This window comes from Thioalkalivibrio sp. ALE11 (assembly GCF_000381205.1).
Lineage (GTDB): Bacteria > Pseudomonadota > Gammaproteobacteria > Ectothiorhodospirales > Ectothiorhodospiraceae > Thioalkalivibrio.
Genome location: NZ_KB906167.1, coordinates 16,880 through 42,158 on the forward strand (window position 1 = coordinate 16,880; position 25,279 = coordinate 42,158).

General features: G+C 68.1%; 21 protein-coding genes. 9 read left to right on the top strand and 12 right to left on the bottom strand.

From position 1 onward, the window contains the following. Nucleotides 1-7 precede the first annotated feature (7 nt). Genes F620_RS0105735 through F620_RS0105745 form a run of 3 tightly spaced genes read right to left on the bottom strand, consistent with a single transcriptional unit; the run spans nucleotide 8 to nucleotide 4,955 of the window. Complete coding sequence (locus F620_RS0105735) at nucleotides 8-3,109, bottom strand: efflux RND transporter permease subunit (RefSeq protein ID WP_019569798.1); 3,102 nt, start codon at nucleotides 3,107-3,109, stop codon at nucleotides 8-10. A gap of 14 nt (nucleotides 3,110-3,123) precedes the next feature. After that, on the bottom strand, nucleotides 3,124-4,236 hold the full coding sequence (locus tag F620_RS0105740) for an efflux RND transporter periplasmic adaptor subunit (protein WP_019569799.1): 1,113 nt from the start codon (nucleotides 4,234-4,236) through the stop codon (nucleotides 3,124-3,126). After that, the gene (locus tag F620_RS0105745) at nucleotides 4,233-4,955 is read right to left on the bottom strand and encodes a TetR/AcrR family transcriptional regulator (protein WP_019569800.1); all 723 of its coding nucleotides are present in this window, start codon (nucleotides 4,953-4,955) and stop codon (nucleotides 4,233-4,235) included. Before F620_RS0105745 ends, F620_RS0105740 begins: the two co-directional genes overlap by 4 nt. A gap of 180 nt (nucleotides 4,956-5,135) precedes the next feature. Here F620_RS0105745 and F620_RS0105750 point away from each other — a divergent pair, with 180 nt between their 5' ends. The 4 genes from F620_RS0105750 to katG all read left to right on the top strand — a co-directional run bounded on the left by F620_RS0105750 (nucleotide 5,136) and on the right by katG (nucleotide 10,228). Next, nucleotides 5,136-6,005 (top strand): hypothetical protein, encoded by an 870-nt coding sequence (locus tag F620_RS0105750; protein ID WP_019569801.1) that lies wholly within the window; start codon nucleotides 5,136-5,138, stop codon nucleotides 6,003-6,005. A gap of 48 nt (nucleotides 6,006-6,053) precedes the next feature. Continuing rightward, entirely contained in the window at nucleotides 6,054-6,944 is an 891-nt protein-coding gene (locus tag F620_RS0105755) for a hypothetical protein (RefSeq protein ID WP_231373876.1), read from the top strand. A gap of 57 nt (nucleotides 6,945-7,001) precedes the next feature. Next, the gene (locus F620_RS0105760) at nucleotides 7,002-7,844 is read left to right on the top strand and encodes a PH domain-containing protein (RefSeq protein WP_018871083.1); all 843 of its coding nucleotides are present in this window, start codon (nucleotides 7,002-7,004) and stop codon (nucleotides 7,842-7,844) included. 158 nt (nucleotides 7,845-8,002) lie between these two features. Then, a complete protein-coding gene (gene katG / locus F620_RS0105765; RefSeq protein WP_019569803.1) occupies nucleotides 8,003-10,228 on the top strand; it encodes a catalase/peroxidase HPI in 2,226 nt (741 codons plus the stop codon). 99 nt (nucleotides 10,229-10,327) lie between these two features. Here the strand turns inward: katG and F620_RS0105770 are convergent, their stop codons facing one another. Beyond that, a complete protein-coding gene (locus F620_RS0105770; RefSeq protein ID WP_019569804.1) occupies nucleotides 10,328-10,873 on the bottom strand; it encodes a hypothetical protein in 546 nt (181 codons plus the stop codon). A 182-nt stretch (nucleotides 10,874-11,055) separates the two neighbouring features. Continuing rightward, nucleotides 11,056-11,994 carry a pentapeptide repeat-containing protein gene (locus F620_RS0105775; protein WP_019569805.1) on the bottom strand — a complete coding sequence of 313 codons (939 nt, stop codon included), beginning with the start codon at nucleotides 11,992-11,994 and terminating at the stop codon, nucleotides 11,056-11,058. Between the two features lie 178 nt (nucleotides 11,995-12,172). On the opposite strand from F620_RS0105775, the gene F620_RS0105780 reads away from it, so the two are divergent. From F620_RS0105780 to thiI, 3 genes are all read left to right on the top strand, one after another. Next, nucleotides 12,173-13,378, top strand: a complete 1,206-nt coding sequence (locus tag F620_RS0105780) for a diguanylate cyclase domain-containing protein (RefSeq protein WP_019569806.1) — start codon at nucleotides 12,173-12,175, stop codon at nucleotides 13,376-13,378. A 158-nt stretch (nucleotides 13,379-13,536) separates the two neighbouring features. Continuing rightward, nucleotides 13,537-14,505, top strand: a complete 969-nt coding sequence (locus F620_RS0105785; protein WP_019569807.1) for a DUF523 and DUF1722 domain-containing protein — start codon at nucleotides 13,537-13,539, stop codon at nucleotides 14,503-14,505. Beyond that, nucleotides 14,502-16,001: a tRNA uracil 4-sulfurtransferase ThiI gene (thiI, locus tag F620_RS0105790; protein ID WP_019569808.1), complete on the top strand. Its 1,500-nt coding sequence runs from the start codon at nucleotides 14,502-14,504 to the stop codon at nucleotides 15,999-16,001. Before F620_RS0105785 ends, thiI begins: the two co-directional genes overlap by 4 nt. 356 nt (nucleotides 16,002-16,357) lie before the next feature. On the opposite strand, the gene F620_RS0105795 is transcribed toward thiI, so the two are convergent. From F620_RS0105795 to proV, 3 genes are all read right to left on the bottom strand, one after another. Further along, entirely contained in the window at nucleotides 16,358-17,227 is an 870-nt protein-coding gene (locus tag F620_RS0105795; RefSeq protein WP_018870509.1) for a glycine betaine ABC transporter substrate-binding protein, read from the bottom strand. 75 nt (nucleotides 17,228-17,302) lie between these two features. After that, nucleotides 17,303-18,418, bottom strand: coding sequence for a proline/glycine betaine ABC transporter permease (locus tag F620_RS0105800; RefSeq protein WP_019569809.1), 1,116 nt, complete (start codon nucleotides 18,416-18,418; stop codon nucleotides 17,303-17,305). Between the two features lie 11 nt (nucleotides 18,419-18,429). After that, complete coding sequence (gene proV, locus F620_RS0105805; protein WP_019569810.1) at nucleotides 18,430-19,599, bottom strand: glycine betaine/L-proline ABC transporter ATP-binding protein ProV; 1,170 nt, start codon at nucleotides 19,597-19,599, stop codon at nucleotides 18,430-18,432. A 214-nt stretch (nucleotides 19,600-19,813) separates the two neighbouring features. On the opposite strand from proV, the gene trxC reads away from it, so the two are divergent. Beyond that, nucleotides 19,814-20,248 carry a thioredoxin TrxC gene (gene trxC / locus F620_RS0105810; RefSeq protein ID WP_019022305.1) on the top strand — a complete coding sequence of 145 codons (435 nt, stop codon included), beginning with the start codon at nucleotides 19,814-19,816 and terminating at the stop codon, nucleotides 20,246-20,248. Nucleotides 20,249-20,259: 11 nt separating this feature from the next. Here the strand turns inward: trxC and F620_RS0105815 are convergent, their stop codons facing one another. The 4 genes from F620_RS0105815 to F620_RS0105830 form a co-directional block, all read right to left on the bottom strand. Continuing rightward, a complete protein-coding gene (locus F620_RS0105815; RefSeq protein ID WP_019569811.1) occupies nucleotides 20,260-21,222 on the bottom strand; it encodes an SLAC1 anion channel family protein in 963 nt (320 codons plus the stop codon). 81 nt (nucleotides 21,223-21,303) lie between these two features. Next, nucleotides 21,304-22,608: a peroxiredoxin gene (locus F620_RS0105820; protein WP_019569812.1), complete on the bottom strand. Its 1,305-nt coding sequence runs from the start codon at nucleotides 22,606-22,608 to the stop codon at nucleotides 21,304-21,306. A 21-nt stretch (nucleotides 22,609-22,629) separates the two neighbouring features. Continuing rightward, entirely contained in the window at nucleotides 22,630-22,998 is a 369-nt protein-coding gene (locus tag F620_RS0105825; protein ID WP_019569813.1) for a hypothetical protein, read from the bottom strand. A 79-nt stretch (nucleotides 22,999-23,077) separates the two neighbouring features. Continuing rightward, nucleotides 23,078-23,599: a PAS domain-containing protein gene (locus F620_RS0105830; RefSeq protein ID WP_026331329.1), complete on the bottom strand. Its 522-nt coding sequence runs from the start codon at nucleotides 23,597-23,599 to the stop codon at nucleotides 23,078-23,080. A 139-nt stretch (nucleotides 23,600-23,738) separates the two neighbouring features. Here F620_RS0105830 and F620_RS0105835 point away from each other — a divergent pair, with 139 nt between their 5' ends. Beyond that, nucleotides 23,739-25,268 (top strand): AAA family ATPase, encoded by a 1,530-nt coding sequence (locus tag F620_RS0105835; protein ID WP_019569815.1) that lies wholly within the window; start codon nucleotides 23,739-23,741, stop codon nucleotides 25,266-25,268. The last annotated feature ends 11 nt before the right edge of the window (nucleotides 25,269-25,279 follow it).

A 25,279-nucleotide genomic window follows, 5' to 3' on the forward strand; every position in this document is an offset into this window, starting at 1 on the left:
GTGTCGGTCAGGCGGGCGAGTGGTCCGTCTCCCCGGCGGCGAGGCGGTCGGCGTAGTGGTCCCGCGCGAGGTAGGTGTAGATCGCCGGGACCACGAACAGGGTGAACAGCGTGCCGATGGCCATGCCGGCGGCGATGACCAGACCCATGGCGAAGCGCGAGCCGGCGCCGGCGCCGGTGGACATCAGCAGCGGCACCATGGCCACCACGGTGGCGGTGGTGGTCATCAGGATCGGCCGCAGGCGCAGGCTGGCGGCCTCCTCGATCGCGTCGCGCAGCGGGTGCCCCTGGCGCTGCAGCTGGTTGGCGAACTCCACGATCAGGATGCCGTGCTTGGCGATCAGGCCGATCAGCGTCAGCAGGCCCACCTGGGTGTAGATGTTCAGCGAGGTCACGCCCAGGCTGATGAAGATCAGCGCGCCGGCGATGGACATCGGCACGGTGGTCAGGATGATCAGCGGGTCGCGGAACGACTCGAACTGCGCGGCCAGCACCAGGAAGATCACGAGCAGGGCGAAGAAGAACGTCACCACCAGGTCGCCGCCCTCGGCCTTCAGCTGGCGGGATTCACCTGCGTAGTCCACGTTTACGTCCGGCGGCAGTACTTCGGCGGCGATCTCGTCGATCAGCTCCAGCGCCTCGCCGAGGGTCACGCCCGGGGCCGGCACGCCCTGCAGGGTCACCGCGTTGAGCTGCTGGAAGCGGTTCAGCTCTCGTGGCGTGACGGTTTCCTCCAGGGTCACGATGCTGGACAGCGGCACCGGTGTGCCGTCGGCGGTGCGGGTGAACAGCTCCTCCAGCTGCTCCGGGGTCAGGCGGTCGGTGCGCTGCACCTGGGGGATCACGCGGTAGCTGCGGTTCTCCATCGCGAAGCGGCCGGTGTAGCCCCCGGAGAGGAACGTGGCGAGGTCGGCGTTCAGCGTGGTCATGTCGATGCCCAGCTGGGCCGCGCGCTCGCGGTCGATCTTCAGGTCCACCCGCGGCTTGTCGAAGTCGAGATCGGTATCCAGGAAGATGAAGCGCCCGGTGTCCATCGCGCGTTCGGTGATCTCGTCACTGAAGGTCTCCAGCTCCTCGAACGAGGCCGTGGAGTTGAACACCACGCTGACCGGGGCGCCGTCGCCCGGGGTCGGCAGCTGCGGTGGCTGGACCGCGAACACCTCCAGTCCCGGGATGCGGTCCAGTGCCGGCTGCAGGTCTTCTTCCAGGATCGTGTCGGTGTCGCGCTCGCGTTCCTCCCATGGGCTCATCACGAAGCCGCCCAGCGCCTGGTTGGTCGCGCCGGCCATGCCCGGACCGCCGCCGAAGCCGTTGACGATGAAGATGTTGTCCATCTCCGGGATCTCGTCGAACAGGCGGTCGGTCAGGGCCGTGTTCCGTTCCAGGTGGTCGATGCCCATGTGCGGGTCGCCCTCCATGATGGAGAAGGCGAAGCCCTGGTCCTCGGGCGGTTCCAGTTCCGACTGCGAGGTGACGAACAGGAAATAGCACGAGACCAGCACGATCGCGCCGAACATCGCGATGGTGAAGCGGTCGTTGAGGGCCCCGTGCAGGCGCCGCCGGTAGCGCCGGCGCAGACCGTCGAAGCGGTCGTCCAGCCAGGTCTCGATGCGTCCGCGCTGCTGGCCGTCGCCGTGGCGCAGGATCTTCGAACACATCATCGGCGACAGGGTGATGGCGACGATCCCCGAGATCACCACGGTGGCCGCCAGGGTGAAGGCGAACTCGATGAACAGCGTGCCGGTCAGCCCGCCGATGAAGCCCAGCGGCAGGAACACCGCGACCAGCGTGGTGGACATCGCCACGATCGGCCAGGCCAGCTCGCGCGCGCCCTGCAGCGCGGCCTCCATGCGCGACATCCCCTCCTCGATATGCCGCGAGATGTTCTCCAGCATGATGATCGCGTCGTCCACCACGATGCCGATCGCCAGCACCATCGCGAGCAGGGTCAGGAGGTTGAGCGAGAAGCCCATCAGCAGCATCAGCATGAAGGTGCCGACCAGCGACAGCGGCACCGCCACCGCGGGGATGATGACGCTGCGCAGCGAGCCCAGGAAGAGGTAGATCACCACCAGCACGATCAGCAGCGCGAGGGCGATGGTGATCAGCACCTCGTTGATCGCGCTCTCGATGTAGTCGGTGGAGTCGTAGACGATCTCGCCGTTCAGCCCCGACGGCAGCCGTGGTTCCACGCGCTCGTCGAAGACCTCGCGCACCTCGGCGATCACGTCCAGGGCGTTGGCGTCCGGCGCCAGCTCGATCCCCATGAAGGTGGCTGCCTGACCGTTGAAGCGCACCGAGGAGTCGTAGCTCTCCGAGCCCAGTTCCACCTCGGCCACGTCGGCCAGGCGCACCAGGTCGCCATCGGCCTCGAACAGCACCAGCTGCTCGAATTCCTCGACACTCTGCAGGTCGGTGTCGGCGGTGAGGTCGAGGCTGACCATCGAACCCCGGGTCTGGCCGACCGCGGAGAGCACGTTGTTGCCCTCCAGCGCCTGGCGCACGTCGCGCCCGCTGACCCCGTACGAGGCCATGCGGTCGGCGTCCAGCCAGGCCCGCATGGCAAACGCCTCGCCACCGAGGATCTCGGCGCGCTGCACGCCGTTGACGGTGGACAGCTCCGGCTGCACCTCGCGCACGAGGTAGTCGGTGATCTGGTTGTTGTCGAGCTGTTCGGAATAGAACGACAGGTACATCGCCGCGACGTCGTCGCCCACCGACAGGTCCACCACCGGGTCCTCGGCCTCGGCCGGGAGCTCGGAGCGGATCTTGTCGACCTGTGCGGAGATCTGGGTCAGCGCCTCGTTGGGGTCGTAGTCCAGTTCCAGATGCGCCTGCACGGTGCTGGTACCCGCCATGCTGGAGGAGACGATGTAGTCGATGCCCTCGGCCTCGGCGACCTCGCGCTCCATCGGGGTGGTGATGAAGCCCTCGACCAGATCGGCTTCCGCCCCGATATACGAGGTGCTGACGGTCACCACCGCGTTCTGCACCTCGGGGAACTGGCGGACGTTCAGGTCCACCACCGCGCGGATGCCGAACAGCAGGATGAACAGGCTGACCACCGTGGCCAGCACCGGTTTCTGAATGAAGACGTCGGTGAAACGCATGCTCGTGGCCCGGGTCAGCGAGTGTCCGGGTGCGGGTCGCGCTCGGCATCCGGCCGGGCGTCTTCGGTGATGTTCACCGGGGTGTCGTTCTGCAGCTTGAGCAGGCCGCTGGCGGCCACGGTGTCGCCTTCCTCCAGCCCGTCGCGGATGCGGATCAGGTCGCCGCGCCGTTCGCCGGTCTCGACCAGACGCTGTTCCACCCGCTTCTGCCCGTCATCGTCCTCGAACACCACGAACGCCGACTGGCCCCACGGGGCGTGGCGGATAGCGGTCTGCGGCACCACCAGTCCTTCCTCGGCCTCGCCGCGTTCCAGCGTCACGCGGGCGAACTGTCCCGGGCGCAGGCGGTGGTCCTCGTTGTCGAGGGTGGCCTGCACGCGGAACATGCGCGACGCGGGACGCACCCGCGGCTCGATGGCGGTGATGACACCGGTGACAACGGCGTCGTGCGCATCGGTGCGGATACGCACTTCCTGGCCCGGTTCGACTTCGCTCAGGCGTCGTTCGGGCAGGGTGAAGTTGAGGTGGATCGGGTCCAGGGTCTGCAGTTCGACCACCGGATCGCCGGGGCCGACGAACTGCCCCTCGTCGATCTGGCGGATGCTCAGCTGGCCGTCGAACGGCGCGCGCAGGCGCTTCTGCCGGATGCGCTCTTCCTGCGAGCGCACGGCGGCGCGCGCCTGTTCCGCTTCGGTCTGCCGGCGCTGCAGTTCGGAGTCGGAGATGCTGTCGCGCTCGGCCAGCCCGCGGGCGCGCTGCAGCTCGCTTTCGGCCAGCATGGCCGCGGCCTGCAGGCTCTCCAGCTCGGCGCGGTCGAGGGCGGTGTCCAGCTCCACCAGGGTCTCGCCTTCGACTACTTCGGTGCCACTGGAGAACAGGATACGATCCACCAGGCCCTGGCTCTGGAAGCTCAGGGTCGCGCCGCGCACCGCCTCGAGACTGCCGATGGCGCGGGTCTCGGGCGTCCAAGCGTCGGTCTCGACGGTGGCCGCGTTGATGGTCGCCTCGGGTTCGGGCATCTCTTCGAAATATTCGGCGATCTGCTGGTCCATGAAGGCCTTGAACCCGAAGATCCCGCCCAGTACCACGGCCACGCCGAACAGCATGTAGAAGAAACGGCGGCTCACTGGAAGGTCTCCTGCAGCACGGCGCGCACGCGCTCGGTCTCCGCGCGCACCACCGAGGGTTCGTCGGGGTCCACGCGCGGTTCCCAGCGCCAGCCGGTCATCAGGGCGTGGAAGTGCCGGATCAGGTGATCCAGCGGCTGGCCGATGTCATAGGCCTCCAGCAGGCCGCGCGCATTCGCGAGGTTCTGCATGCCCAGGTTCAGGGCCCAGGGGCCGAGCCCCATCTCTTCGGCGGAGATCTCCTTGGGCGGGGGCAGGTCGCCGTTTTCGCGGGCCCTTTCCACCACGCCACTCACGGCATCGCTGATGGGCTGGGCGGCCGTGAGCAGGGCCTCCCGGCGTTCCTGCGAGATCTGCGCCCAGACCGCTTCGGTGAGCAGGTACTGCATCAGGCGGTAGTGGTCCGGGTTGGCGGCGGCAAAATCGAGATCCGTCAGTACGATCGCCAGCATCTGCGAGCGCGTGCCCAGGGGCAGCTCCGGCAGCCGGCGGAAGCGTTCGGCGTGCTGGATGGTGGTGCGTGTCGCCACCGCGGCCAGCAGATCCTCCTTGGAGGCGAAGTGCTGGTACAGCGTGCCAGTGGCGTATTCGCAGGCGGCCGCCAGCTTCGACATCTGCAGGGCCAGCAGGCCGTCCGTGCGGATCAGCTCGTGGGCCTTGTCGATGAACAGCTGTTCGCGTGCCTGGCGCTCGCGTTGCTTGCGGTCTTCGGTTCCCATGAGGCGGCAGGCTAGCGAACCCGGAACGGTTTGTGAACCAGGTTCATGGATTGTGTCGGGTTCGTTCTGTCGACTGGAACACGCTGCGGCTGCTCGACGTCTGCCGGGGGACCGGTTCCATATCCCTGCCGGCCAGCGGGAAAGTATCCTTGAGGGGAAGGCAGGCCACGAGGAAGGCCCATGAAGACGCTGCGCGAACGGATGGCCGACAACGGCTTCGAATCGAATATCGACTATGCCCATCATGTGGACTGTGTGCTGGCCCAGGCGGGCGGTTCGATCCCCACGCTGAACGTGGAGGGGGACTCGGGGCGGCGCAAGACCGCTTTCGCCAACGCCCTGGCCGCGGCACTGGAAGTCCCGCACGTGCTGTATCACGACTTCACCCAGGCGCATGATCCGGCACCGACGGCGCAGCCGCCGTCCAACCCGGAGGAGGACGGAGTCGAGGAACCGCCGATCCCGGCCTTCGACCGCGAGGTCTCCAGTGCCTGTGCGTACTCCGAGGGCGAACGCACCATCCTGATCCTGGATCAGCTGCAGGCGGCGGACTTCCGCGAGCACCTGCGGCTGTACCGCTTCGTGGTGGATGGCGAGTGGTCCATGGGCGGGGCGTCGTTCGTGGCCAGTCGGGAGCGGCTGATGCTGGTCCTGATCTCCGAGGAACCGGTCTATCATTCGTTGAAGAAGGTCGGTTTCAGCGTGTGGGTGCCGCGTGCCTCGGTGGGCGAGTCGGATTATCGCCCGGAGGACTTTGGCCTGGGGCCGGAGGCCGAAGGGCTGATGAACGGGCTCGGGGAGCTGTTCCGGGCGCTGGGTGTGCAGCCCACGCCATCGGAGTTCCAGCGGCTGCTGGACGACATCCGCAACCGCGTGCGGACCCGCGAGGAGCTGACCCATTCGATCTTCGGCCGGACCGAGGGGATCGACCACACGCTGCTGGTGTCCGATGCGATCCAGCAGCGCATAGAGCGGCTGATGCCGGAGCTGTGGGAGTTCGTGGGGTCGGAGCACGTGGAACTTTCCGGCGTGCCCCCGGATCCCGAGTAGACGGATACCGGGCCGCAGGGCCCGGGTCGCACGCAGGGGAGGATGGCCATGGTACGGACGGGACGGACAGTGGCCGCGGGCTGGCGGCTTGCGGGTGTGGCGGGACTGATCCTGTTGCTGGCGGGCTGCGGACGGGCCTTTCCCGAGCCCGCTCCCGAGCGCGAGTTTGCCGACGGGCTGTCGGCGCAGACCCTGTTCGACCGCACGCTGGAGGCGCACGGGGGCGATCTACGCGAGGATCCGCGCGATTTCAACATGGCCACCGACGGCGAGTGGGGACGCATGATCCAGCGCGTGCAGCCGCTGGTGGCGGATACCGGTTTCCGCGGACGCTCGGAAGAACGCTATCGCCCGGCGGATTCGCTGTATGTGCGCGAGTACACCGGGCCCGAGGGCGTAAAGCACGTGTTCCGCCACGAGGGCACGATCAGCGTGTACTACAACGGGGAGTTCGAGACCGATCCGGACCGGGTCGCCGCCACCGCAATGACCATCGACGCCGGCGAGCTGTTCCATTTCGGCCCCAGTTTCGTGAAGCACCGCGCCACCGATCTGCAGCGCCTGCCGGACCGTCGCGAGGACGGGGTGGATTATCACCGCGTGCTGGCGACCATCGAACCGGGCTTCGGCTTTGCCGAACGCGACGAAGTGGTGATGTGGATCCATCCGGAGACCGACCGGCTGTACCGCGTGCACATCACGCTGGAGGGCTTCGAACGCACGCAGGGGGCGCACGTGGACACCACGTTCCTGGAGTACGAGGAAGTCGGACCGTATGTCCTGCCGTCGCGCTTCGAGGAACGGGTGCGTGGCCCGCTGCGCCTGCACGTCCACGACTGGTGGGTGACCGGACGCGACATGGACCGTGGCTGGGACATCGAGGACGTGCGCGGACCGGGGTTCTCGGGCGCGGCCGAGCCGCCGGCCGCCGAGGAATAAGCCGTTCGCTGATAGACTGGCGCCTTTTCCGGATACGGATAACCGCAAGAGGGCGTGATGGCGCAGGGTTTCTGGGCACGACTGGGGCGGCAGATGCCGCTGATCCTGGCGGTGGCAACGGTGATCTCGCTGCTGGGGGCCATGCTGGTGCGTGGCGGGAGTTCACTCGGGTTCGTGGCGGCGTTCGTGGTGCTGCTGCCGCTGACACTGGCGGCGGCGCTGATCCGCTGGTGGCCGGGCGGGCGTTCGGCCCGCGAGGTCTGTCGTGGCGAGCGCGTGCGCCGCGCCCTGTGGATGCTGGCGGTGGCGCTGATGCTCTCCGCGGTCATCACCCTGGTGGCGGGTGTGGCCTGGTCCGGGGCGCGCGTCGGCAACATGCTGCTGGTGGCGGGCATCCTGCTGTTGCCGCCGGCGGTGCTGATCAGCCTGCTGGTGATCCTGGGGCGGCGTTCCATCGAACTGCGCGAAGAGCTGGAGCCCGGGGCGCATGTGGAGCTGGAGACCAATGCCCACTGGGCGGTGTTTCTGCCGGCGTTGGGGGTGCTGGGGCTCACGGCGCTGCTGGCCATCGGCCCGCTCGGGGTGTGGGGGCTGGGCGCGGCCGCGGTGCTCTACCTGGTGGTCCTGCCGGGGCTGGCGATTCGGGGGCTGGCCAGTTTCGTCAACTCCGAGGCGGTGCTGACCGATCGTTACCTCCACGTTGCGAGCGGGCTCCTGTGGCAGCGCGCGGTGCGCTTCGATCTCAAGAGAGTCGGCGACATCGGCGTGAAGCAGCACTGGCTGGGTCGGCGCCTGGGCTTCGGCAAGGTCACGGTGGTGGATGCCGACGGGCACGCGAAGGTGGTGCCCGGCCTGCGCGACCCGGCCGGTCTGGTGCAGCGGGCCCGGGCCCGGCTCTAACTTTTCGATTGCCCAATAGGTGAGATCTATCAAAGTCATGTGAACTCGATAATGGCTTTTATGGCTGCTCCTGCTATACCTCAGGACAGGGATACGCATGGATCGAACGAGATCGCTTGCGTGCGTGTCCACGAATACAACGCAAGAAGGAGAGAGAGATGGCAGGAGACAAAGCGAACGCCGAAGGCAAGTGCCCGGTGATGCACGGAAGCCGTACCCGCAACGATGCCGGCGGCGGTGGCCCGCGTGACTGGTGGCCCCACCAGCTGAATCTGGGCATCCTGCACCAGCACGGGATCGAGTCCGACCCGCTGGGGCCGGAGTTTGACTACGCCGAGGCGTTCAGCCAGCTGGACCTGAAGGCGGTCAAACAGGATCTGGCCGATCTGATGACCGACTCGCAGGACTGGTGGCCGGCCGACTACGGCCATTACGGCCCGTTGCTGATCCGCATGGCCTGGCACGCCGCCGGGACCTATCGCACCGCCGACGGCCGGGGCGGGGCGTCCACGGGCAACCAGCGGTTCGCCCCCATCAACAGCTGGCCGGACAACGCCAACCTCGACAAGGCGCGGCGTCTGCTGTGGCCGATCAAGCAGAAATACGGCAACAAGATCTCCTGGGCCGACCTGTACATCCTGGCCGGCAACGTGGCGCTGGAGTCCATGGGCTTCGAGACCTTCGGCTTCGGTGGCGGTCGCGAGGACATCTGGGCGCCGGAAGAGGACATCTACTGGGGTGCCGAGGACGAGTGGCTGGCGACCAGCGATCACGCGAAGAGCCGCTACTCCGGCGAGCGTGAACTCGAGAATCCGCTGGCCGCGGTACAGATGGGCCTGATCTACGTGAACCCCGAGGGTCCGGACGGCAACCCCGATCCGCTCAAGTCGGCGCACGACATCCGCGAGACCTTCGAGCGCATGGCGATGAACGACTACGAGACGGTGGCGCTGACCGCCGGCGGGCACACCTTTGGCAAGGTGCATGGCGCGGGGGATGCCGCCCACGTGGGACCGGAGCCGGAGGCCGCGCCGCTGGAGGAGATGGGTCTGGGCTGGAAGAGCAGCTATGGTTCCGGCAAGGGCCGCGACACCATCACCAGCGGGCTGGAGGGATCCTGGACCCCGACCCCGCGCCAGTGGGACATGAGCTACCTGGAGGTGCTGTTCAAGTACGACTGGGAGCTGTCGAAGAGCCCGGCCGGGGCCTCGCAGTGGGTGCCGAAGAACCTCGCCGACGAGGACCACGCCCCGGACGCTGAGGACCCGTCGCAGAAGGTGGGCATCATGATGACCACCGCCGACATGGCGATGCGCGAGGATCCCGAGTACCGCAAGATCGCCCTGCACTTCAAGGAGAACCCGGAGGAGTTCGCCGACGCCTTCGCGCGCGCCTGGTTCAAGCTGACGCACCGTGACATGGGGCCGAAGGATCGCTATCTCGGACCGGAAGTCCCCGCCGAGGACCTGATCTGGCAGGACCCGGTGCCGCCGGTGGATCACGTGCTGATCGACGAGCAGGACGCCGAACGGCTGAAGGCCGGGATCCTCGCGACCGGGCTGACGGTGCAGGAGCTGGTGGCCACGGCGTGGAACTCGGCCTGCACCTTCCGTCAGTCGGACAAGCGTGGCGGGGCCAACGGGGCCCGCATCCGCCTGGCGCCGCAGAAGGACTGGGAGGCGTTCGAGCCGCAGCAGCTGGCGAAGGTGCTGGACCGGCTGGAGGGCGTGCGCAAGGCCTTCAACGACGAGCAGTATGGCGACAAGCGCATCTCCCTGGCCGACATGATCGTGCTGGGCGGGGCGGCCGCCATCGAGAAGGCCGCGGCGGATGCCGGGCATACGGTGTACGTACCGTTCGTCCCCGGACGCACGGATGCGACCGAGGAGCAAACCGACGCCGAGTCCTTCGAGCCGATGAAGCCCGAAGCCGACGGTTTCCGCAACTACCGCCGGGCGCGCTTCACCGTGGCCGAAGAGGAGATGTTGCTGGACCGTGCCCAGCTGCTGGGCCTGACGGCCCCCGAGATGACGGTGCTGGTGGGCGGCATGCGGGCACTGGATGCCAACCACGGCGGCTCGAAGGACGGCGTGCTGACCGAGCGTCCCGGGCAGCTGACCAACGACTTCTTCGTGAACCTGGTCGACATGGGCATCGAATGGCAGCCCGTGGGCGAGGAGGCCGATCGCTTCGAGGGGCGTGACCGCGCCACCGGCGAGGTGAAGTGGACCGGGACCCGCGTGGACCTGGTGTTCGGCTCCAACTCGCAGCTGCGGGCCCTGGCCGAGGCCTATGCCCAGGACGACGCGGCGGAGAAATTCGTCTGGGACTTCGTCGATGCCTGGAACAAGGTGATGAACGCGGATCGCTTCGATCTGATGTAAGACGAGTGCCGTAAAACCGGAGCCCGCCCCGCTTTGTTCGCCTGTGGGAACCTGCTTGCAGGCGAACAGGGGGCGGGCCCCGGTTCCTTTTTCCCGGCCCTACTCCTGTTCGGGCAGGGTGGTGTCGAACTCCACCTCCACCGAGCGCGTGCGCGACGGATCCGTCTCCTCGCTCAGCGGATTCTCCCGGTGGTGCAACTCGCCCGAAACCCGGCCGCTGATGCGGGCGGTGTCCCCGTCGACCTCCAGGCGGTCGAATTCGTACTCCACATTCTCGAGCTGGTCGTTGCCCACGAAATCGGGGCCGCCGGCCTGTTCGTGGTAGTAGCTGATCTCCACCCTGCCCACGTTGTCGTTGAAGGTCGTTACGCTGACGATCAGTGAACCCAGGGGGTTGGGCGTGCTGCCGTCGCGCAGCCCGTGCAGGTTGAACAGGCGGGCCCCCGCCGGCAGGTCGGTGAAGAAGGCCGGTCCTCCGTCATCCGTGTCGAAACGCTCCCAGGTCCGTTCGTCGCCATCGATCGTGCCGCTCATCACCACCTCGCCGGCGAGGGCCTGTCCGCCGGCCAGCGCGAGGGCGGCACCGGCCGCCAGACCCGTCAGAAGGGTCGCTCGGGTGCGGGTATTCGGTTTCGTCGGCTGCATGCTGCCTCCAGTGGAAGGGATATTGCGAACAGCCTAAACTGCGCCCCTCCCGCCGTCGCCCCTCAAACGCAGGGGACATCGATCTTCGCCGGCTGCGTGGCGCTGCTCTACTGGATCAAGGGCACCCAGACATCCGCAACGCCCTCGATCGGGCTGCCTGACGCGGGGCTGCCCGGCGCGCATCACTCGCAGGTGCCGACGGCTTCGGGCGGACAGCGCGAGCCGTCCGGCCACAGCGCACGGCCCAGGCGGGCCCCGCTCAGTTCGGCGTCCTGCGGGTTGGCTTCGCGAAAGTCCACGTGGCGCAGGTCGGCGCCCGAGAAGTCCGCACCGGCCAGCTCCGCGCCACGCAGGGTGGCGCCCCGCAGCCGGGCGTCCGTCAGGCGTGCGTCGGCCAGGCTTGCGTGGGTCAGGTCGGCGAATTCCAGCAGGGCCCCGTCCAGTCGGGCCCCCTGCAGGCGGGCGCCGGGCAGTCGGGCCTCGCGCAGGCTGGCCCGCGTCAGATCCGCCTCGCGCAGGTCGGCCACCGGTATCTCGCAGCGATTCCAGTTGACCTCCGGAGCGGGCGCGGCCGAGCAGTCGCGGCCGGTGGTCTCCGGCGGCGGTTCGCGCAGCAGCCACAGCAGGAGGATCGCCACCGCCAGCGTCGCCCCCAGCGTGGCCCAGCGGCGAGGCCCGCGGAGGATCGCGGGCACGTGCCGTGCCGGGAGGGTCAGCAGTTCCGCCCACTGCTGACGATGGGTCACGGTCTCGGGCGATTCGGGCCGGCGCCGCTCGCCCTCACGACGTTCAAGGAGTTCCGGCGGGGTGTCTTCGTCCGGGGCCCGGCGTTCGCGCAGGCGCTCGTCCTCGCGCAGTCGGGCCTGCTGCAGCCGTTCCAGCCCCTCCGGGGTGTCGGCATGCAGCAGTTCCTCCGGGATCAGCCCGGGCACCTCGCGCAGCGGGTACCACAGGTGCGGCGTCGGCCCGACTTCGTCGTCCGGAGTGAGCCGACCGAGGATCAGGTAGCGCCGGATCAGGTGGGCAGGAAACGGCCCGTGCACCTCGCCGTCGCGCCGGGTGTACCACAGCTCGTAGCCCTCGCTGTCCCGTTCCGGCGTCTCGTCCGGCTCCCCGCTCATGGCTGTCTCCGTGCTCGTCTGTCTGCAGTGTAGTGGCCGCCCGCCCGGGTGGCGACACCGGGGCAATGTCGTGGTGGCAAGGCCGGGGCCCGCAAGACCACCCGGTTTGCGCGGTTGTGTTGCCGGGGGTGTGATGGCGTTCGCATAGTGCATTTCGCGCGTCGTTCGTGGGGGATGCATGCAGTTTTCGCAACGGGTGCAGCGGATCAGCGGGCGCCTGGTGAATGCGATCACCCTGGCGTTCGTGATCCTGCTGGCGGGGATGCTGGTGGTGGTGGCCAACAGCGTCTGGCAGAACCAGCGGCTGCTGGACGAGCTCCACCACATGACCGAGGAACGGGCCCAGCGGATCCAGCTGGCGTCCGATCTGCTCGAGGCGGCCTACAACCGGCACCAGACGATGGTGAATCAGGTGCTGACGGATGATCCGTTCGAGCGCGACGATCTGTTGATGGAGTATCACCGCTGGGGTCACCACGTCGGCGAGGTCCGCGAGGCCCTGGACGAGCGCGTGACCGAGGCGGTGGCCCGCGAGCGGCTGGAGGAGCAGGATGCCCTGATCCCGGAGATCGTGGAGCTGCAGGACGAGGTGGTGGATCTCGCAGCGCGCGACGAGATCGAGCCGGCGATGGCGATCCTGAGCGACCGTCTGTTCGATCTGGACCGGGAGTTCGACATCTCGATCGAGGAGCTGCGGGCCCACGAGCGGGCGCAGATGGAGGCCGCGGCCGAACGTGCGCGCGAGGTCGGGGCCAATACGCAGCGGTTCATGCTGGTGTTCGGGGGAGGCGCCGTGCTGTTTGCCCTGGCCCTGACGCTGGTGACCCGCCGGACGCTGGTGGCGATGCATCATGACCTGCGGGAACAGGCCTCCCGGCTGGAGGAGGCCGGCCGTCGGCTGGAGCACGAGGCCACGCACGACGCCCTGACCGGCCTGCCCAACCGGCGTGCCTTCTATCGACAGCTGGAGGACGCGATCGAGCGCGGCCGCGAGACCGGCGAAACGTTCTCGGTGGCCTTCATCGATCTGGACCAGTTCAAGCCGGTGAATGACCGCCTGGGGCATGCCGCGGGGGACGAGCTGCTGGGCGTTGTGGCCCGGCGGCTGCAGGAGGCGGTTCCGGAGGCCGCGTATGTGGCGCGGGTGGGCGGCGACGAATTCGCCGTGCTGCTGGCGGGCGAGGGGGCGTCGGAGACGGCCGGCGAGCGGCTGAAGGCCGCGGTGAGCCGGCCGGCGCAGCTGGCCGCAGGCGAGGTGACGCCCGCGATGACCCTGGGCTGGGCCTGCGGCCCGGGAGACGGTGATCCGGATACGCTGCTGGGGCGCGCCGATCGCGAGATGTACGCCCGCAAGGCGGGGCGTACCCCGGCGCCGTCCTTGTAGCGACGGGTCACCGTGCGAAGAGGTCCACCAGAGCCCGGCCGGACCTTGCGGACGCACTTTCCCGGAGGTTTCCATTTCCTTTGACCTTCGGGGGCGCCTACCATATGCGCTCCGAAGTACCGAGAACCGGGGCCGGTGGAAGGCCACGGCGCGCAACGATGAACGATCCCTATACTGTCCCGCCACGACCCCGTCTGGGGGTCTCGCGCTGCCTGCTGGGCGAGCGGGTGCGCTACGATGGCGGCCACCGCCGCGACGACTGGCTGACGCAGGTGCTGCTCCCGCATGTGGAGCCCGTGGCGCTGTGTCCGGAGGCCGAGGCCGGTCTGGGAACGCCGCGCGAGCCGATGCAGCTGGAGCGCGGCCCCGGCGAACGGCTGCGTCTGCGCGGACGCGAGAGCGGGCAGGACCATGCGCCGGCCCTGAAGGCCTGGATCGACCGGCGGCTGTCGGAGTTGGAGGGCGCGGACGGGCCCGACGGGTATCTGCTGAAGGCACGTTCGCCCAGTTGCGGGCGCGCCGTGCCGGTCAACGGTCAGCGCGAGCCGCGTCCGGGACTGTTCGCCGCGGCGCTGGACACGGCCGACCCGTCACGGCTGCTGGTGGACGAGAGCGTGCTGCACGATGCGCCGGCGCGCGAGGCGTTCGTGATCCGGCTGTTCGCGCTGTCGCGGCTGCGCGAGCGCCTGGCTGGCGAGTGGAGCGCCGGTGACCTGTCGGCCTTCCATGCGCGCGAGAAGATGCTGCTGCTGGCCCATGGCCGGCCGGACTACGATCGCCTGGGTCGCCTGGCGGCGGCCGCCGGGACGCGTCCGCGCGCGGAGCTGGCGGCCGAATATGCAGAGGTGTTTGCCCGGGCGCTGGCGCGCGGGACCACGCGCGGCGCGCACGTGAACGTGCTGCAGCATCTGCTGGGGCATTTCCGCGAATATCTGCCCGCGGACGAACGCGCGGACCTGCAGGCCGCCATCGAGGACTTCGGTGCGGGCCGCCGGGACCGCATGTCGGTGGTACGCCGGCTGCGGGAGCACGCGGATGCGCTGCAACTGGACTGGGTGCGCCGGCAGAGCTATCTGCGGCCGGCGCCGGATGAACTGCTGACGGGTGAAGACCCCGCGAACGAATGACTGCCGAATCCGATCTGATCATTCTCCGCCAGGCGCCGGAGATTCACCTGAAGGCGCCCGGCACGCGGCGCCATTTCACCCGCATCCTGCAGCGCAACCTGCGCCGGGCACTGGAGGACGTGCCGCACCGTCTGGCCACCGCACAGGGGCGCCTGCTGCTGCGCACGGCGGAGCGCGAGCGGGCGCTGGAGATCCTGCCGCGGGTGTTCGGCCTGAGCACCTTTTCGCCGGTGGTGGCCGAGGTCGAGCCGGAGCTGGAGGCCATTGTCGACGGCGTGCGGCGGCATTTCACCGAGGTGGTGCGCGGCCGGACCTATGCGGTGCGCTGCAAGCGCCAGGGCACCAAGCGCGTGTCGGCCACCCGCATCGAGCGCGAGGCCGGTGCGGTGCTCAACGGTCCCGGGCAGGTGAACCTGGATGCGCCCGACGTCACCGTGCGCATCGATCTGCAGGAGGACCGGGCCTGGCTGTTCAGTGAGCGGCGGCGCGGGGCCGGCGGGCTGCCGCTGGGAGTGCAGGGGCGCACCCTGGTGCTGCTGTCCGGGGGCTTCGATTCGGCGGTGGCCGCCTGGTACATGATGCGTCGTGGCACCACGGCGGATTTCGTGTTCTGCAACCTCGGCGGGGCCACGCACGAGGCGATGGTGGCGGCGATCGCGCGGCGTCTGGCGGGCGACTGGGCGCATGGCACCCGTCCGCGGCTGTACGTGGTCGATTTCGAGGCGGTAGTGGAGGACCTGCGCGCCAGCCTTCCGGGCGACATGTGGCAGATCGTGCTCAAACGGCTGATGTACCGTGCGGCTGAGGCGGTGGCGGCGCGCAGCGGGGCCGAGGCCCTGGTCACCGGCGAGGCGCTGAGTCAGGTGTCCTCGCAGACCCTGTCCAATCTGCAGACCATCGACGCGGTGGCCACGCTGCCGGTGCTGCGGCCGTTGATCGGTTTCGACAAGCAGGAGATCACCGACCGTGCGCGGGCGATCGGCACCTTCGAGCTGAGCGAGCGGGTGCCGGAGTTCTGCGCGCTGACGGAGCAGCCGCCGCTGGTCGAGAGCCGGACCTCGCGCATCGAACGGGCGGAAGAAGCGCTGGATCCGGCCATTCTGCAGCAGGCGATCGACTCGGTGTGCGAGCGCGATCCGCTGGCGGCGGATGACGGACCGGACGGGGTCGCGGGCGAGGGCGAAGGGATCTTCGTGGACCGCATCCCCGAGGGGGCCACGGTGATCGACTGCCAGCCACCGGAGGCCTACCGGCAATGGCACTGGCCGGGGGCGGAAAACCACCCGGCCGACACCCTGCTGCACACGTTCGCCGACTGGCCCGCCGACCGCGAATACGTGCTCTACTGCCAGCGCGGCAGCAATTCGGCGGTGATCGCCGAGCGCATGCAGCGGGCCGGGTTCCGCGCGCGGGCCTTCCGCGGCGGGCTGAACCGCCTGAAAAGGCAGGAGGCCAGCCCCCTGGCCGATTCGGCGCAAGGGGTTACCCGGACGTAGGATCGGCCGGAGGGCCGGCCTCCTACGCGGCCGGGTCCAACCGTAGGAGGCCAGCCTCTGGCCGATTCGGCGCAGGGGGTTACCCCCGGACGTGAAATCGGCCGGAGGGCCGGCCTCCTGCCGGGGCAGGGTTTGACCGTAGGAGGCCAGCCTCTGGCCGATTCGGCGCAGGGGGTTGCCCGGACGTGAAATCGGCCGGAGGGCCGGCCTCCTACGTGGCCGGGTGCAACCGTAGGAGACCAGCCCCCTGGCCGATTCAAGGCCCGATCGGGGAGGGCGCCGGATACAAAAAAGGCCCGACCAGAAGGCCGGGCCCGGGGGCAGCGCGAGGCTGCCGGTGCGTTCCCTGGACGGGATCAGTTACGGGCGCAGGCCACCCATTCGTCGACCAGCCCGGCCTCGTCATTGAAGAACTTGTCCACCGCGTGGCCGGTGGACTCCTCGTCGGCCAGGTACATGTACTCGTTGAGCAGGTCGATGTCGATGTTCATGCAGCCGGCAAAGGCGGCGACCTCGGGATGGTCGTCGGCAAAGCCGGTGCGCGACATGGCGTGGATGGATTCGGCACCGCCCAGGGCACCCTTCGGATCCTCGAGGTATTCAAGCTCGTAGGCACCCAGCTTCCAGTGCGGGCTCCAGCCGGTGACCACGATGGCGTCGTCACGACGGATGGCGCGGTCGAGCGCGGCGGTCATGGCGGCGTCGGAGGCCTCGATCAGGGTGTAATCCAGCTCGTATTCCTCGATGGTGTCGTGCGACAGACGGGTCAGACCGGCGCCCGGGTCGATGCCCTGGATCTCGCCGTTCAGGCGATCGCGCCATTCGTCATCGCGCAGGTCTTCGATGGAGGTCAGGCCTTCGGCGTGCAGCGAGGCGGGCACCAGCCAGCCCAGCTTGGCATTGTCGTACAGCACGCCCAGGTCAACGATGTCATCGCCGAACTGGTCGATGTAGTCCTCGTGGGTTATCGGCTGCCAGGACATCAGCATCAGGTCGAGGTCGCCCCCGGCCAGACCGGCGTACTGCGGGGCGATGTCGGTCTGCACCAGCTCCACGCCGGTGTCCAGGCGTTCCTGGATCACGCGGTCGGCGACCTGGGTGATGAACTCGGCATCGGCCCAGGCGGTCCAGCCGATGCGCACGTCGTCCGCCTGTGCGGCGGAGGTCGCCATGCCCAGGGACAGGGCGGCGGCCGTGGCGGTCGTCAGCAGTTTCTTCTTCATCATGGTTACGGTTCTCCTTGTTGCTTCTTGAGCATCCGGCCGCCGGGATTCGGGGCGGCCGCGTGGATGAACGGATGATCAGGCATCGGCCTTCTGCCGGCCGCTGAAGAACCAGCGCAGCAGATTGCCGTAGGCATTGCCCTCGCGCCGGCGCTGGCCAAAACTCTGACTGATACGGTCGAGCAGGATCGCGAGGAACACCACGGCCAGACCGCCCTCGAAGCCGACGCCGACCTGCAGACGCTGGATGCCGGTGAGCACGGTGCCGCCGAGGCCGCCGGCGCCGATCATCGACGCGATCACCACCATGGACAGCGCCAGCATGATGGTCTGGTTGATGCCGGCCATGATCGACGGCATCGCCAGCGGCAGCTGGATCTTGAACAATAGCTGACGCGGGGTGCAGCCGAAAGCCTGTCCCGCCTCCACGTGCTCGCGGCTGACCTGGCGGATGCCGAGGTTGGTCAGACGCACCGCCGGCGGCATGGCGAAGATCAGCGTGGCGATCGCGCCGGGCACGGTCCCCAGACCGAAGAAGATCGCCGCCGGGATCAGATACACGAACGGTGGCATGGTCTGCATCAGATCCAGCACCGGGCGTACCAGCATCTCCACGGTGTCGTTGCGCGACATCGCGATGCCGATCGGCAGGCCGATGATCAGGGCGGCGATGGACGAGGCGACCACCAGCGACAGGGTGCGGATGGTCTCCGGCCACAGCTCCATCGAGAAGATCAGCAGCAGCGCCACCGCCGCGAACAGGCCGAAACGCCAGCCGACCCGCCAGATCCCGCCAAGAACAATCAATACGGCGAGTACCCAGGGTGGCGGGAACCACAGCAGCGCCTGAACGGTTTCCGAGAACACCCCGAGGCCAAAGGCCACGAGCAGCGCGCCGGTGGTGATGGCTCCGATCTTGTGTCCGAAGCGCATCCATACGCCTCCGGCAATCAGGAAGGCGGTCAGCCACAGCGGGTAAAGCAGGAGGAACTCGGTCGCGTCCACCAGGGCGCGGATGACCGCCTCGATCCCGTCCAGCAGCCCCTCGAGGTTGTCGCTGATCCAGTCGACCCCGTCCTCGATCCAGTCACCGATGGTGATCGGTTCCAGTACGGTCTCGCTGAACCACTCGGCCAGTGATTCGAGCGGTCCGACGGTTTCGTGGTCCTGGATGTCCGGTTCGTCTTGCGTCATGGGGGATGGGCCTACTGATGGGTCCGGTCGAGGGTTTGCAGGAGGTCGCGCTGCGACAGGGTCCCGATGAAACGGCCGTCTTCCACCACGACCAGCGGCCAGTCACTGGCGGCGGCGCGGCCGAGGACATCGGACATGGCGGTAGAGGCCTCCACCGTGTCGATGCCGTCGATGCGTGCGGCGTCGAGATCGGCGGCGTCCGTCAGGCTGTGTGCGGAGACCAGGCCGCGGAAGCGTGCCCCTTCGTCCAGCAGCACGGCACAGCCATCGGCACCCAGCTGTTGCCGGGCCCCGGCGGCGTCCGCCTGCCCGGTCTGCAGCAGTGGCATGGCATCGTGGCGGGCGATGTCGCCGGCGGAGTACACCTGGCTCACGTCCACGCCGTAGAAGAACGAGCGGACGTAGTCGTTGGCCGGGTTCGACACGATCTCCTGCGGCGTGCCGATCTGGACCACCTGCCCGCCCTGCATGATCGCGATGCGGTCGCCGATGCGCATGGCCTCGTCGAGGTCGTGCGAGATGAATACCACCGTCCGGCTCCGCTGTTCCTGCAGACGCATGAGCTCGTCCTGCATCTCGGTGCGGATCAGCGGGTCCAGCGCGGAGAAAGCCTCGTCCATCAGCAGGATGGTGGGGTCGGTGGCCAGGGCGCGGGCCAGGCCGACACGCTGCTGCATGCCGCCGGAGAGTTCGTCGGGGTAGCTGTTGGCGTGCGCGCCGAGCCCCACGGCCTCCAGGGCCTGCAGGGCCCGTTCGTGCTGGCGGACACGATCGAAACCGGAGACGTCCAGGCCCAGCGAGGCGTTCTCGATGACGGTCTTGTGCGGGAGCAGGGCGAACGACTGGAACACCATCGACATGTCGCGCCGGCGCAGGTCGATCAACTGCCTGCGGCTCATGCGGGTGATGTCCTCGCCGTTCACGTACAGGTGGCCGGCGGTGGGCTCGATCAGGCGGTTGAACATCCGGACCATGGTCGACTTGCCCGAGCCGGACAGACCCATGATTACGAAGACCTCGCCCTCGCGGATGCTGAAACTGGCCTCGCGCACGCCCACGGTATTGCCGGTGCGGGCGAAGATCGCATCCTTGTCCAGACCCTGCTCCATCAGTTCCAGGGCGCGGTGCGGGCGCGGCCCGAAAATCTTGTAGAGATCTTCTACGACGAGCTTGTCACTCATGCGCGTACCGTTCGGGGTTCGGGTGGGGCGTTGTGGTGCGGCTCGCGGACCGGGTGCTTCCGGCGGTTCCGCATATACCAATACAGAAGTTGTCGCTTTCCTGCAACGTGTTCCCCGTATTTGCAGGGAAGTGCATGGATCTGTGGTGCCCGTCCCGGTCTTTTCGGCGCCGGACTGCTATACAGAGAAGAACGCTCGGTATCTCGAGGCAAGTATGAATGAATTGCTGCATGTCGTCTGCCCGCATTGTGATTCGGTGAACCGGATTCCGTCCGGCCGCATTGCCGAGGCGCCGGGCTGTGGCCGATGCCACGGGGCGCTGTTCATCGCGCGCCCTGCGGAGCTCAACGGACACAATGTCGACCGTCACCTGGAGCGCAGCGACATCCCGGTAGTGATCGATTTCTGGGCGCCGTGGTGCGGGCCGTGCAAGATGATGGGCCCCGAATTCGAGCTCGCGGCCGCCGAGCTGGAGCCGCGGGTGCGGCTGGTGCGGATCAACACGGACGCCCAGGAAACCCTCGGCAAACGGTTCGGGATCCGGAGTATCCCGACCCTCGCCCTGTTCGAACAGGGCCGGGAGGTGGCCCGGCAGCCGGGGGCGATGCGCGCCCCCGACATCATCCGCTGGGTCCGCGACGAACTCTGACGCGTCCCGGCCTACTCGGGGCGGCAGATCTCTCCGGCGCGGGCCGCCTTCAGGGTGCGCAGCGCCAGGCCGACGATCAGGATGGTGGTCAGGGCCAGCAGGATCACGCCCAGGGTTTCCATCAGCGGCAGGGCCGCATGCCTGCCGAATTCCATGGTGGCAATGCTGAACGCCGCGACCGGGAACGAATAGGCCCACCAGGAGAGGAAGAAGGGCAGGCGGAAGAACGCCGGCAGCCGCACCAGCAGGAGCAGGAACAGGAACGCGCCGGTGTAGTAGAGGATGCGCGCGAAGGCGTCCACCTCGCCGGTCAGTTCGATCCACGCGAGAAAGCCCACCGCCGGGGGTGCCAGCAGGATGGCCAGGGTCGGCATCATGCGCTCGGGCAGCGGATCGTGGAAGATGAAGCGATAGAACACCAGCGTCATCAGCACGATCCAGAACACCAGGCCGATGCTGAAGAAGAACCACGACAGCTCGATCAGGCCGAAGGCCACGCCGGGCAGCGGGATCAGGATGTTCCCCACCACCGGAATGAACCAGGCCGGGTTGATCGACTCGATCGGCATCGGCTGGGCGCCGGTCCAGCGCGCCATCGCGACCAGTGTCAGCAGCAGATGGCCAATGATGCCGACGATCCACAGGGCCAGGGCCGCGCCTTCGGCCACCGGCAGCCACAGCATGGACAGCAGGATTACCGAGATCGAGGTGGCGGCGAAGAAGTTGAGCTTCACCGGATGGTTGAACTCCTCCTTCACCTTCTGCGGCCAGCCCTGCAGCTTCGACAGGTAGGCGATCGCGAGGAAGATGAACAGCACCGTGGTCAGTCCGGTCAGTGCCGCACTGATCGTGGACGGGCCGTCCCAGACGATTTCGCCGGTGCGCCAGGCCAGGGTCAGGCCCGCCATGCCCATCACGGTTGCGAACAGGGGTACGGGCAGGTTGGGGAGTCGTCCCTCGGTGTTTTCCGTCATGATCGTCCTCGCTTCCATTGTGGTGCCCGTATCCTAGGGAAACGCCGATCAATGTGCACGTTCGCGCCCGGCGTTTGCCGGCTACTCCTCCAGCAGGCCGCGGATCTGTTCGATGACTCCGGGCTCCATCCATTCGATGGCCCCGTACAGGGCGTAGCGCACACGCCCCTCGCGGTCGATGACGTAGCTCGTGGGGAAGGCCAGGGCGCGCCAGTCTTCCAGCGATTCCTGCTGCGGGTCGAGCAGGATGGTGAAGTCGGTCTGCACCTCGTCCTCGATGAATGCGCGGATGGTGTCTTCCGGTTCGCCCAGGTTCACCGCGAGGATGCGAAAGCCCTCGTCGCGCAGTTCGTCTTCCAGGCGCTGCATCGATGGCATCTCGTGCACGCAGGGCGGGCACCAGCTGGCCCAGAAGTTGATGAGAATGACCTCGCCGCGGTAGTCGCGCAGGTCGTGTTCCTCACCGGCCAGATCGGGACGGATCAGTTCCGGCGCGTCCGGTTGCTCTTCCACCGGATTCAGGCGGGCGTCGGTGCCCGACGGGGTGCGCACCGCGAGATCGACATCCGCCGCGGGCACGCGCGGCTCGCGTGCCGAGGGCGTGCGGGCCAGCAGGTCCATGCCGCGCAGCAGTTCGCCCGGCAGTGCCTCGCGTGCGAGGCGTTCGCCGGCGGTGGCGTCCGGCCGGAAGAAATAGCGGTCGCGCAGCTCGGGGAGCAGCCTCACGCCCACCGAACTGCCGGCATCGGCCAGCGCCGCGCGCACGCGGCCCAGGTGCTGGAACTGCGGAGACTGTACGGGCTGCAGGATGAAGACCGGCAGGTTGCTGTAGTGGACGATCGGCTGGAGCTCGGGCTCGGCGGCGTCCGCCCCGGTATGCAGGAACGGGCTGAGCATCAGCACGCCGGCGAGATCTTCCGAGTCGGGGTTGGCCTGCTGCCACTGGTGCAGCCCGGTGAGCAGCCAGGGCCAGGCGCGGTCGCTGGCGAAGACGAACACCGGGCGTTCGGTCTCCTCGCGTGCGGCGTCCAGCAGATCCGGGACGGTGGCCAGCGGCATGTCGTCGAACGACGAGGCGGCCTCCGGCAGGAAATGCCCGGTGAACGGATCCGCCAGCCAGACTTCGACGCCGCGTGCCTGCAGGGCCAGGGCCTGTTGGCGGTGCTCGTCCTGCAGGCCATGCTCGGAGGGAAACCACAGCAGGACGGGACCGTGTTCGGCAGGGTAGCGCTGCACCGGGACGGGCTCACCCCCGGCGGTGACGGTGGTGGCGGCCGGGGAATCGGCAAGGGCCGTTCCCGACCCGGTCATGCCGGCCGTCAGCAACAGCAGGCACAGCGCCGGCAGCAGCCGAAGGACGGGCAGGCGAACGCCTCGGGGCCTCATCCGGGCTTGCGGAGAGGAAGATCAGTCGGCGGGTGTGCGCTCGACGCGGTCACGCGAGCGCAGGTCGCCGGAGGTGCGCTCCAGCTCGCGATCCAGGGTCAGCACCATGGTGTCGTCGCTCTCTTCCATGGTGACCTGATCGGCATCCACGCCCGGCGGCGGGAGCTGCGGGCGGAATTCCGTGACTTCGGCCGAACCCGGCGCTTCGCTGCCCGGCCAGTCCAGTTGAGACCAGTCCGCCTGGGTCACCGTGGCCACCGGGGAGTCGTAGCCCGGCGGGGCCCAGAACGCCAGCACCGCGGCGGTGGCTGCCACCAGCAGGTTGAGCGAACGGCGCCGGGCGCGCAGCTCGCGTTCCTGTTGCCGGGGATCTTCCTGGATGGCGTGCATGGATCGAGGCCTCGAAAACGTTGTTCTCACGGACTCAAACGTTACGCCGGCGGCGTCCGTGCTGCAACATGCCCCCGCGCTATACGGATTTCATGACCCAGTCGGTCAGGTGCCGGAAACCGCGCTTGCGCATGGCCTTCTGGATCGCCTGATAGCCGGCCTGGACCTGTTCTTCCCTGGGATATTTCTGTTCCACGGCGAGGATGTCGGCATAGATCTTCGACCATTCCTCGACGGCCTCGCGTTTGGGGCGGATGCGCACCGAGCTGTAGCCGGTGATCTCGCCGCTGGCCGAGGTGCGCGGGGCCACCCGCACGAAGACCCAGTAGTTGTCGCCGCTCTTTGCGCGGTTGTTGACGAAACCGAAGAACTCGTCGCCTCCCTGGATGATCTGCCACATCGCATAGAAGGCGGAGCGCGGCATGTGCGGGTGGCGCAGGATGCTGTGGGGGGCGCCGATCAGTTCCTCGCGGCTGTACTGCGAGATGCGCACCATGGTGTGGTTGGCCAGGTCGATGACGCCGCGGGTGTCGGTGCGGGACTGGATGGTGTCGTGCGGTTCGAGAATGATTTCGTGCCCGGTCAGGCTGCGGTCGACCATGCTGGCCCCCTCGTTCTGTTGAGTGAAAAGAATCACAACCATCAGGTATCGGTCAAACCGGAAGCCGGCGCGGGCGGGTATCCGGGCGCTCGGGGAGCCGGTCTATACTGGGGCCTGTTTTCCACAACCAGGAGCGCTCATGGCGGGGAAGCGGAATCCGACGGTGGAACGGATCCTGCGCGGGCTGCGTTCGCGCTATCCCATTATCTACCTGCAGGGCTGGGACGAGGACCGCATCGAGCGGCTGCTGCAGCAGGTGGCCCGCAAGTACTACGGCGAGGAGGGACGGCTGCAGGTGTGGTCCGCCGCGCGCGGCTTTGCCGCCCCGGAGGAGGCGGCTTCCGGCGCGGCGGTGGAGGCCGAGCCGGCCGTCCGCGATCCGGAGGACGCGCTTGCGCGGATCGCGGGGCATCGTGATCCGCCGCGCATGAGCCTGTTCAAGGATCTGCCGGTGTGGTTCGACCAGCGCCCCGGGCTGGTGCGCGGGCTGCGCGATCTTTACTACGAGCTGAAAGGCACCAGCAATGTGGTGTTCGTCAGCTGCCCGCAGCTGCATCTGCCGGACATCATCAAGAAGGAGATCTTCCTGGTCGACGTGGATCTGCCCACCGAAGAGGAACTGCTGGAGTTCCTCGAGGGGCGTCGCGGCGCCGAGGCCCATTCGCGCGAGCTGCTGTTCCGTCTGGCGGCGGGCATGCGCGGGCTGTCGCTCAACGAGGCCGGCCACCTCGCCTCGCGCCTGCTGCGCATGCAGGACGTCGACGAGGATACCCTGCTGCACGAGGTGCAGGAGGAGAAGGGCCAGATCCTGCGCAAGGAGAGCGTGCTGCAGTTCTACCCGCCGCAGCGCTCGCTGGAGGATATCGGCGGTCTGGATGTGCTCAAGGAATGGGTCACCACGCGCGCCGATCTGTTCTCGGAGAAGGCCTACGAGGACGGCGTGCCGCTGCCCGCCGGAGTGCTGTTCATGGGGGTCTCGGGCTGCGGCAAGAGCATGGCGGCCAAGGCCATCGCGGCGGCCTGGGACCTGCCGCTGGCGCGCCTGGACATGAGCCTGGTGCTGTCGGGCAGCTTCGGTACGCCGGAATACGCGTTCGCCCGGGCGACCCGCATCGCCGACGAGATCGCGCCGGTGGTGCTGTGGATCGACGAGCTGGAGAACGCCTTCGGCTTCGATTCCACCGGCAGCGGCGGCAACGTGAACATCTTTTCCAGCTTCCTGACCTGGCTGCAGGAGAAGTCGCCCAAGGTGTTCGTGGCGGCCACCGCCAACCGCATCGAGCTGATGCCGGCGGAGCTGATGCGCAAGGGGCGCTTCGACCAGCTGTTCTTCCTCGACCTGCCCAATGCCGACGAGCGCCGCGAGATCCTGGAGCTGCACATCCGCCGTCATGGCGGCGATCCGGGCCAGTTCGACCTGGGGTATCTGACCGCCACTACCAAGGAGTGGAGCGGTGCCGAGATCGAGCAGGTGGTGCGTTCGGCGCGCATCGAGGCCTATCGCGAAGACCGCGCCTTCAACCAGAAGGACATCATCCGCGCGGCCATCAACACGGTGCCGCTGTCGAAGACCATGGTCGAGCAGATCCGCGAGCTGCGGAACTGGAGCTTCAAGCGCGCGGTGAATGCCTCGAAGTCCGAGAGCAAGAAGAAACCCGCCGGTTCCTGAGCCGGTTCCTG

What these genes read in the sequence shown, in the direction of transcription:
- katG (WP_019569803.1), top strand. Translation starts at nt 8,003, where the DNA reads ATGGCAGGAGACAAAGCGAACGCCGAAGGCAAGTGCCCGGTGATGCAC.
- F620_RS0105835 (WP_019569815.1), top strand. Translation starts at nt 23,739, where the DNA reads ATGGCGGGGAAGCGGAATCCGACGGTGGAACGGATCCTGCGCGGGCTG.
- F620_RS0105830 (WP_026331329.1), bottom strand. Translation starts at nt 23,599, where the DNA reads ATGGTCGACCGCAGCCTGACCGGGCACGAAATCATTCTCGAACCGCAC.
- F620_RS0105775 (WP_019569805.1), bottom strand. Translation starts at nt 11,994, where the DNA reads ATGAGCGGGGAGCCGGACGAGACGCCGGAACGGGACAGCGAGGGCTAC.
- thiI (WP_019569808.1), top strand. Translation starts at nt 14,502, where the DNA reads ATGACTGCCGAATCCGATCTGATCATTCTCCGCCAGGCGCCGGAGATT.
- F620_RS0105785 (WP_019569807.1), top strand. Translation starts at nt 13,537, where the DNA reads ATGAACGATCCCTATACTGTCCCGCCACGACCCCGTCTGGGGGTCTCG.
- F620_RS0105735 (WP_019569798.1), bottom strand. Translation starts at nt 3,109, where the DNA reads ATGCGTTTCACCGACGTCTTCATTCAGAAACCGGTGCTGGCCACGGTG.
- proV (WP_019569810.1), bottom strand. Translation starts at nt 19,599, where the DNA reads ATGAGTGACAAGCTCGTCGTAGAAGATCTCTACAAGATTTTCGGGCCG.
- F620_RS0105795 (WP_018870509.1), bottom strand. Translation starts at nt 17,227, where the DNA reads ATGATGAAGAAGAAACTGCTGACGACCGCCACGGCCGCCGCCCTGTCC.
- F620_RS0105800 (WP_019569809.1), bottom strand. Translation starts at nt 18,418, where the DNA reads ATGACGCAAGACGAACCGGACATCCAGGACCACGAAACCGTCGGACCG.
- F620_RS0105750 (WP_019569801.1), top strand. Translation starts at nt 5,136, where the DNA reads ATGAAGACGCTGCGCGAACGGATGGCCGACAACGGCTTCGAATCGAAT.
- F620_RS0105770 (WP_019569804.1), bottom strand. Translation starts at nt 10,873, where the DNA reads ATGCAGCCGACGAAACCGAATACCCGCACCCGAGCGACCCTTCTGACG.
- F620_RS0105825 (WP_019569813.1), bottom strand. Translation starts at nt 22,998, where the DNA reads ATGCACGCCATCCAGGAAGATCCCCGGCAACAGGAACGCGAGCTGCGC.
- F620_RS0105745 (WP_019569800.1), bottom strand. Translation starts at nt 4,955, where the DNA reads ATGGGAACCGAAGACCGCAAGCAACGCGAGCGCCAGGCACGCGAACAG.
- F620_RS0105755 (WP_231373876.1), top strand. Translation starts at nt 6,054, where the DNA reads ATGGTACGGACGGGACGGACAGTGGCCGCGGGCTGGCGGCTTGCGGGT.
- F620_RS0105820 (WP_019569812.1), bottom strand. Translation starts at nt 22,608, where the DNA reads ATGAGGCCCCGAGGCGTTCGCCTGCCCGTCCTTCGGCTGCTGCCGGCG.
- trxC (WP_019022305.1), top strand. Translation starts at nt 19,814, where the DNA reads ATGAATGAATTGCTGCATGTCGTCTGCCCGCATTGTGATTCGGTGAAC.
- F620_RS0105780 (WP_019569806.1), top strand. Translation starts at nt 12,173, where the DNA reads ATGCAGTTTTCGCAACGGGTGCAGCGGATCAGCGGGCGCCTGGTGAAT.
- F620_RS0105760 (WP_018871083.1), top strand. Translation starts at nt 7,002, where the DNA reads ATGGCGCAGGGTTTCTGGGCACGACTGGGGCGGCAGATGCCGCTGATC.
- F620_RS0105815 (WP_019569811.1), bottom strand. Translation starts at nt 21,222, where the DNA reads ATGACGGAAAACACCGAGGGACGACTCCCCAACCTGCCCGTACCCCTG.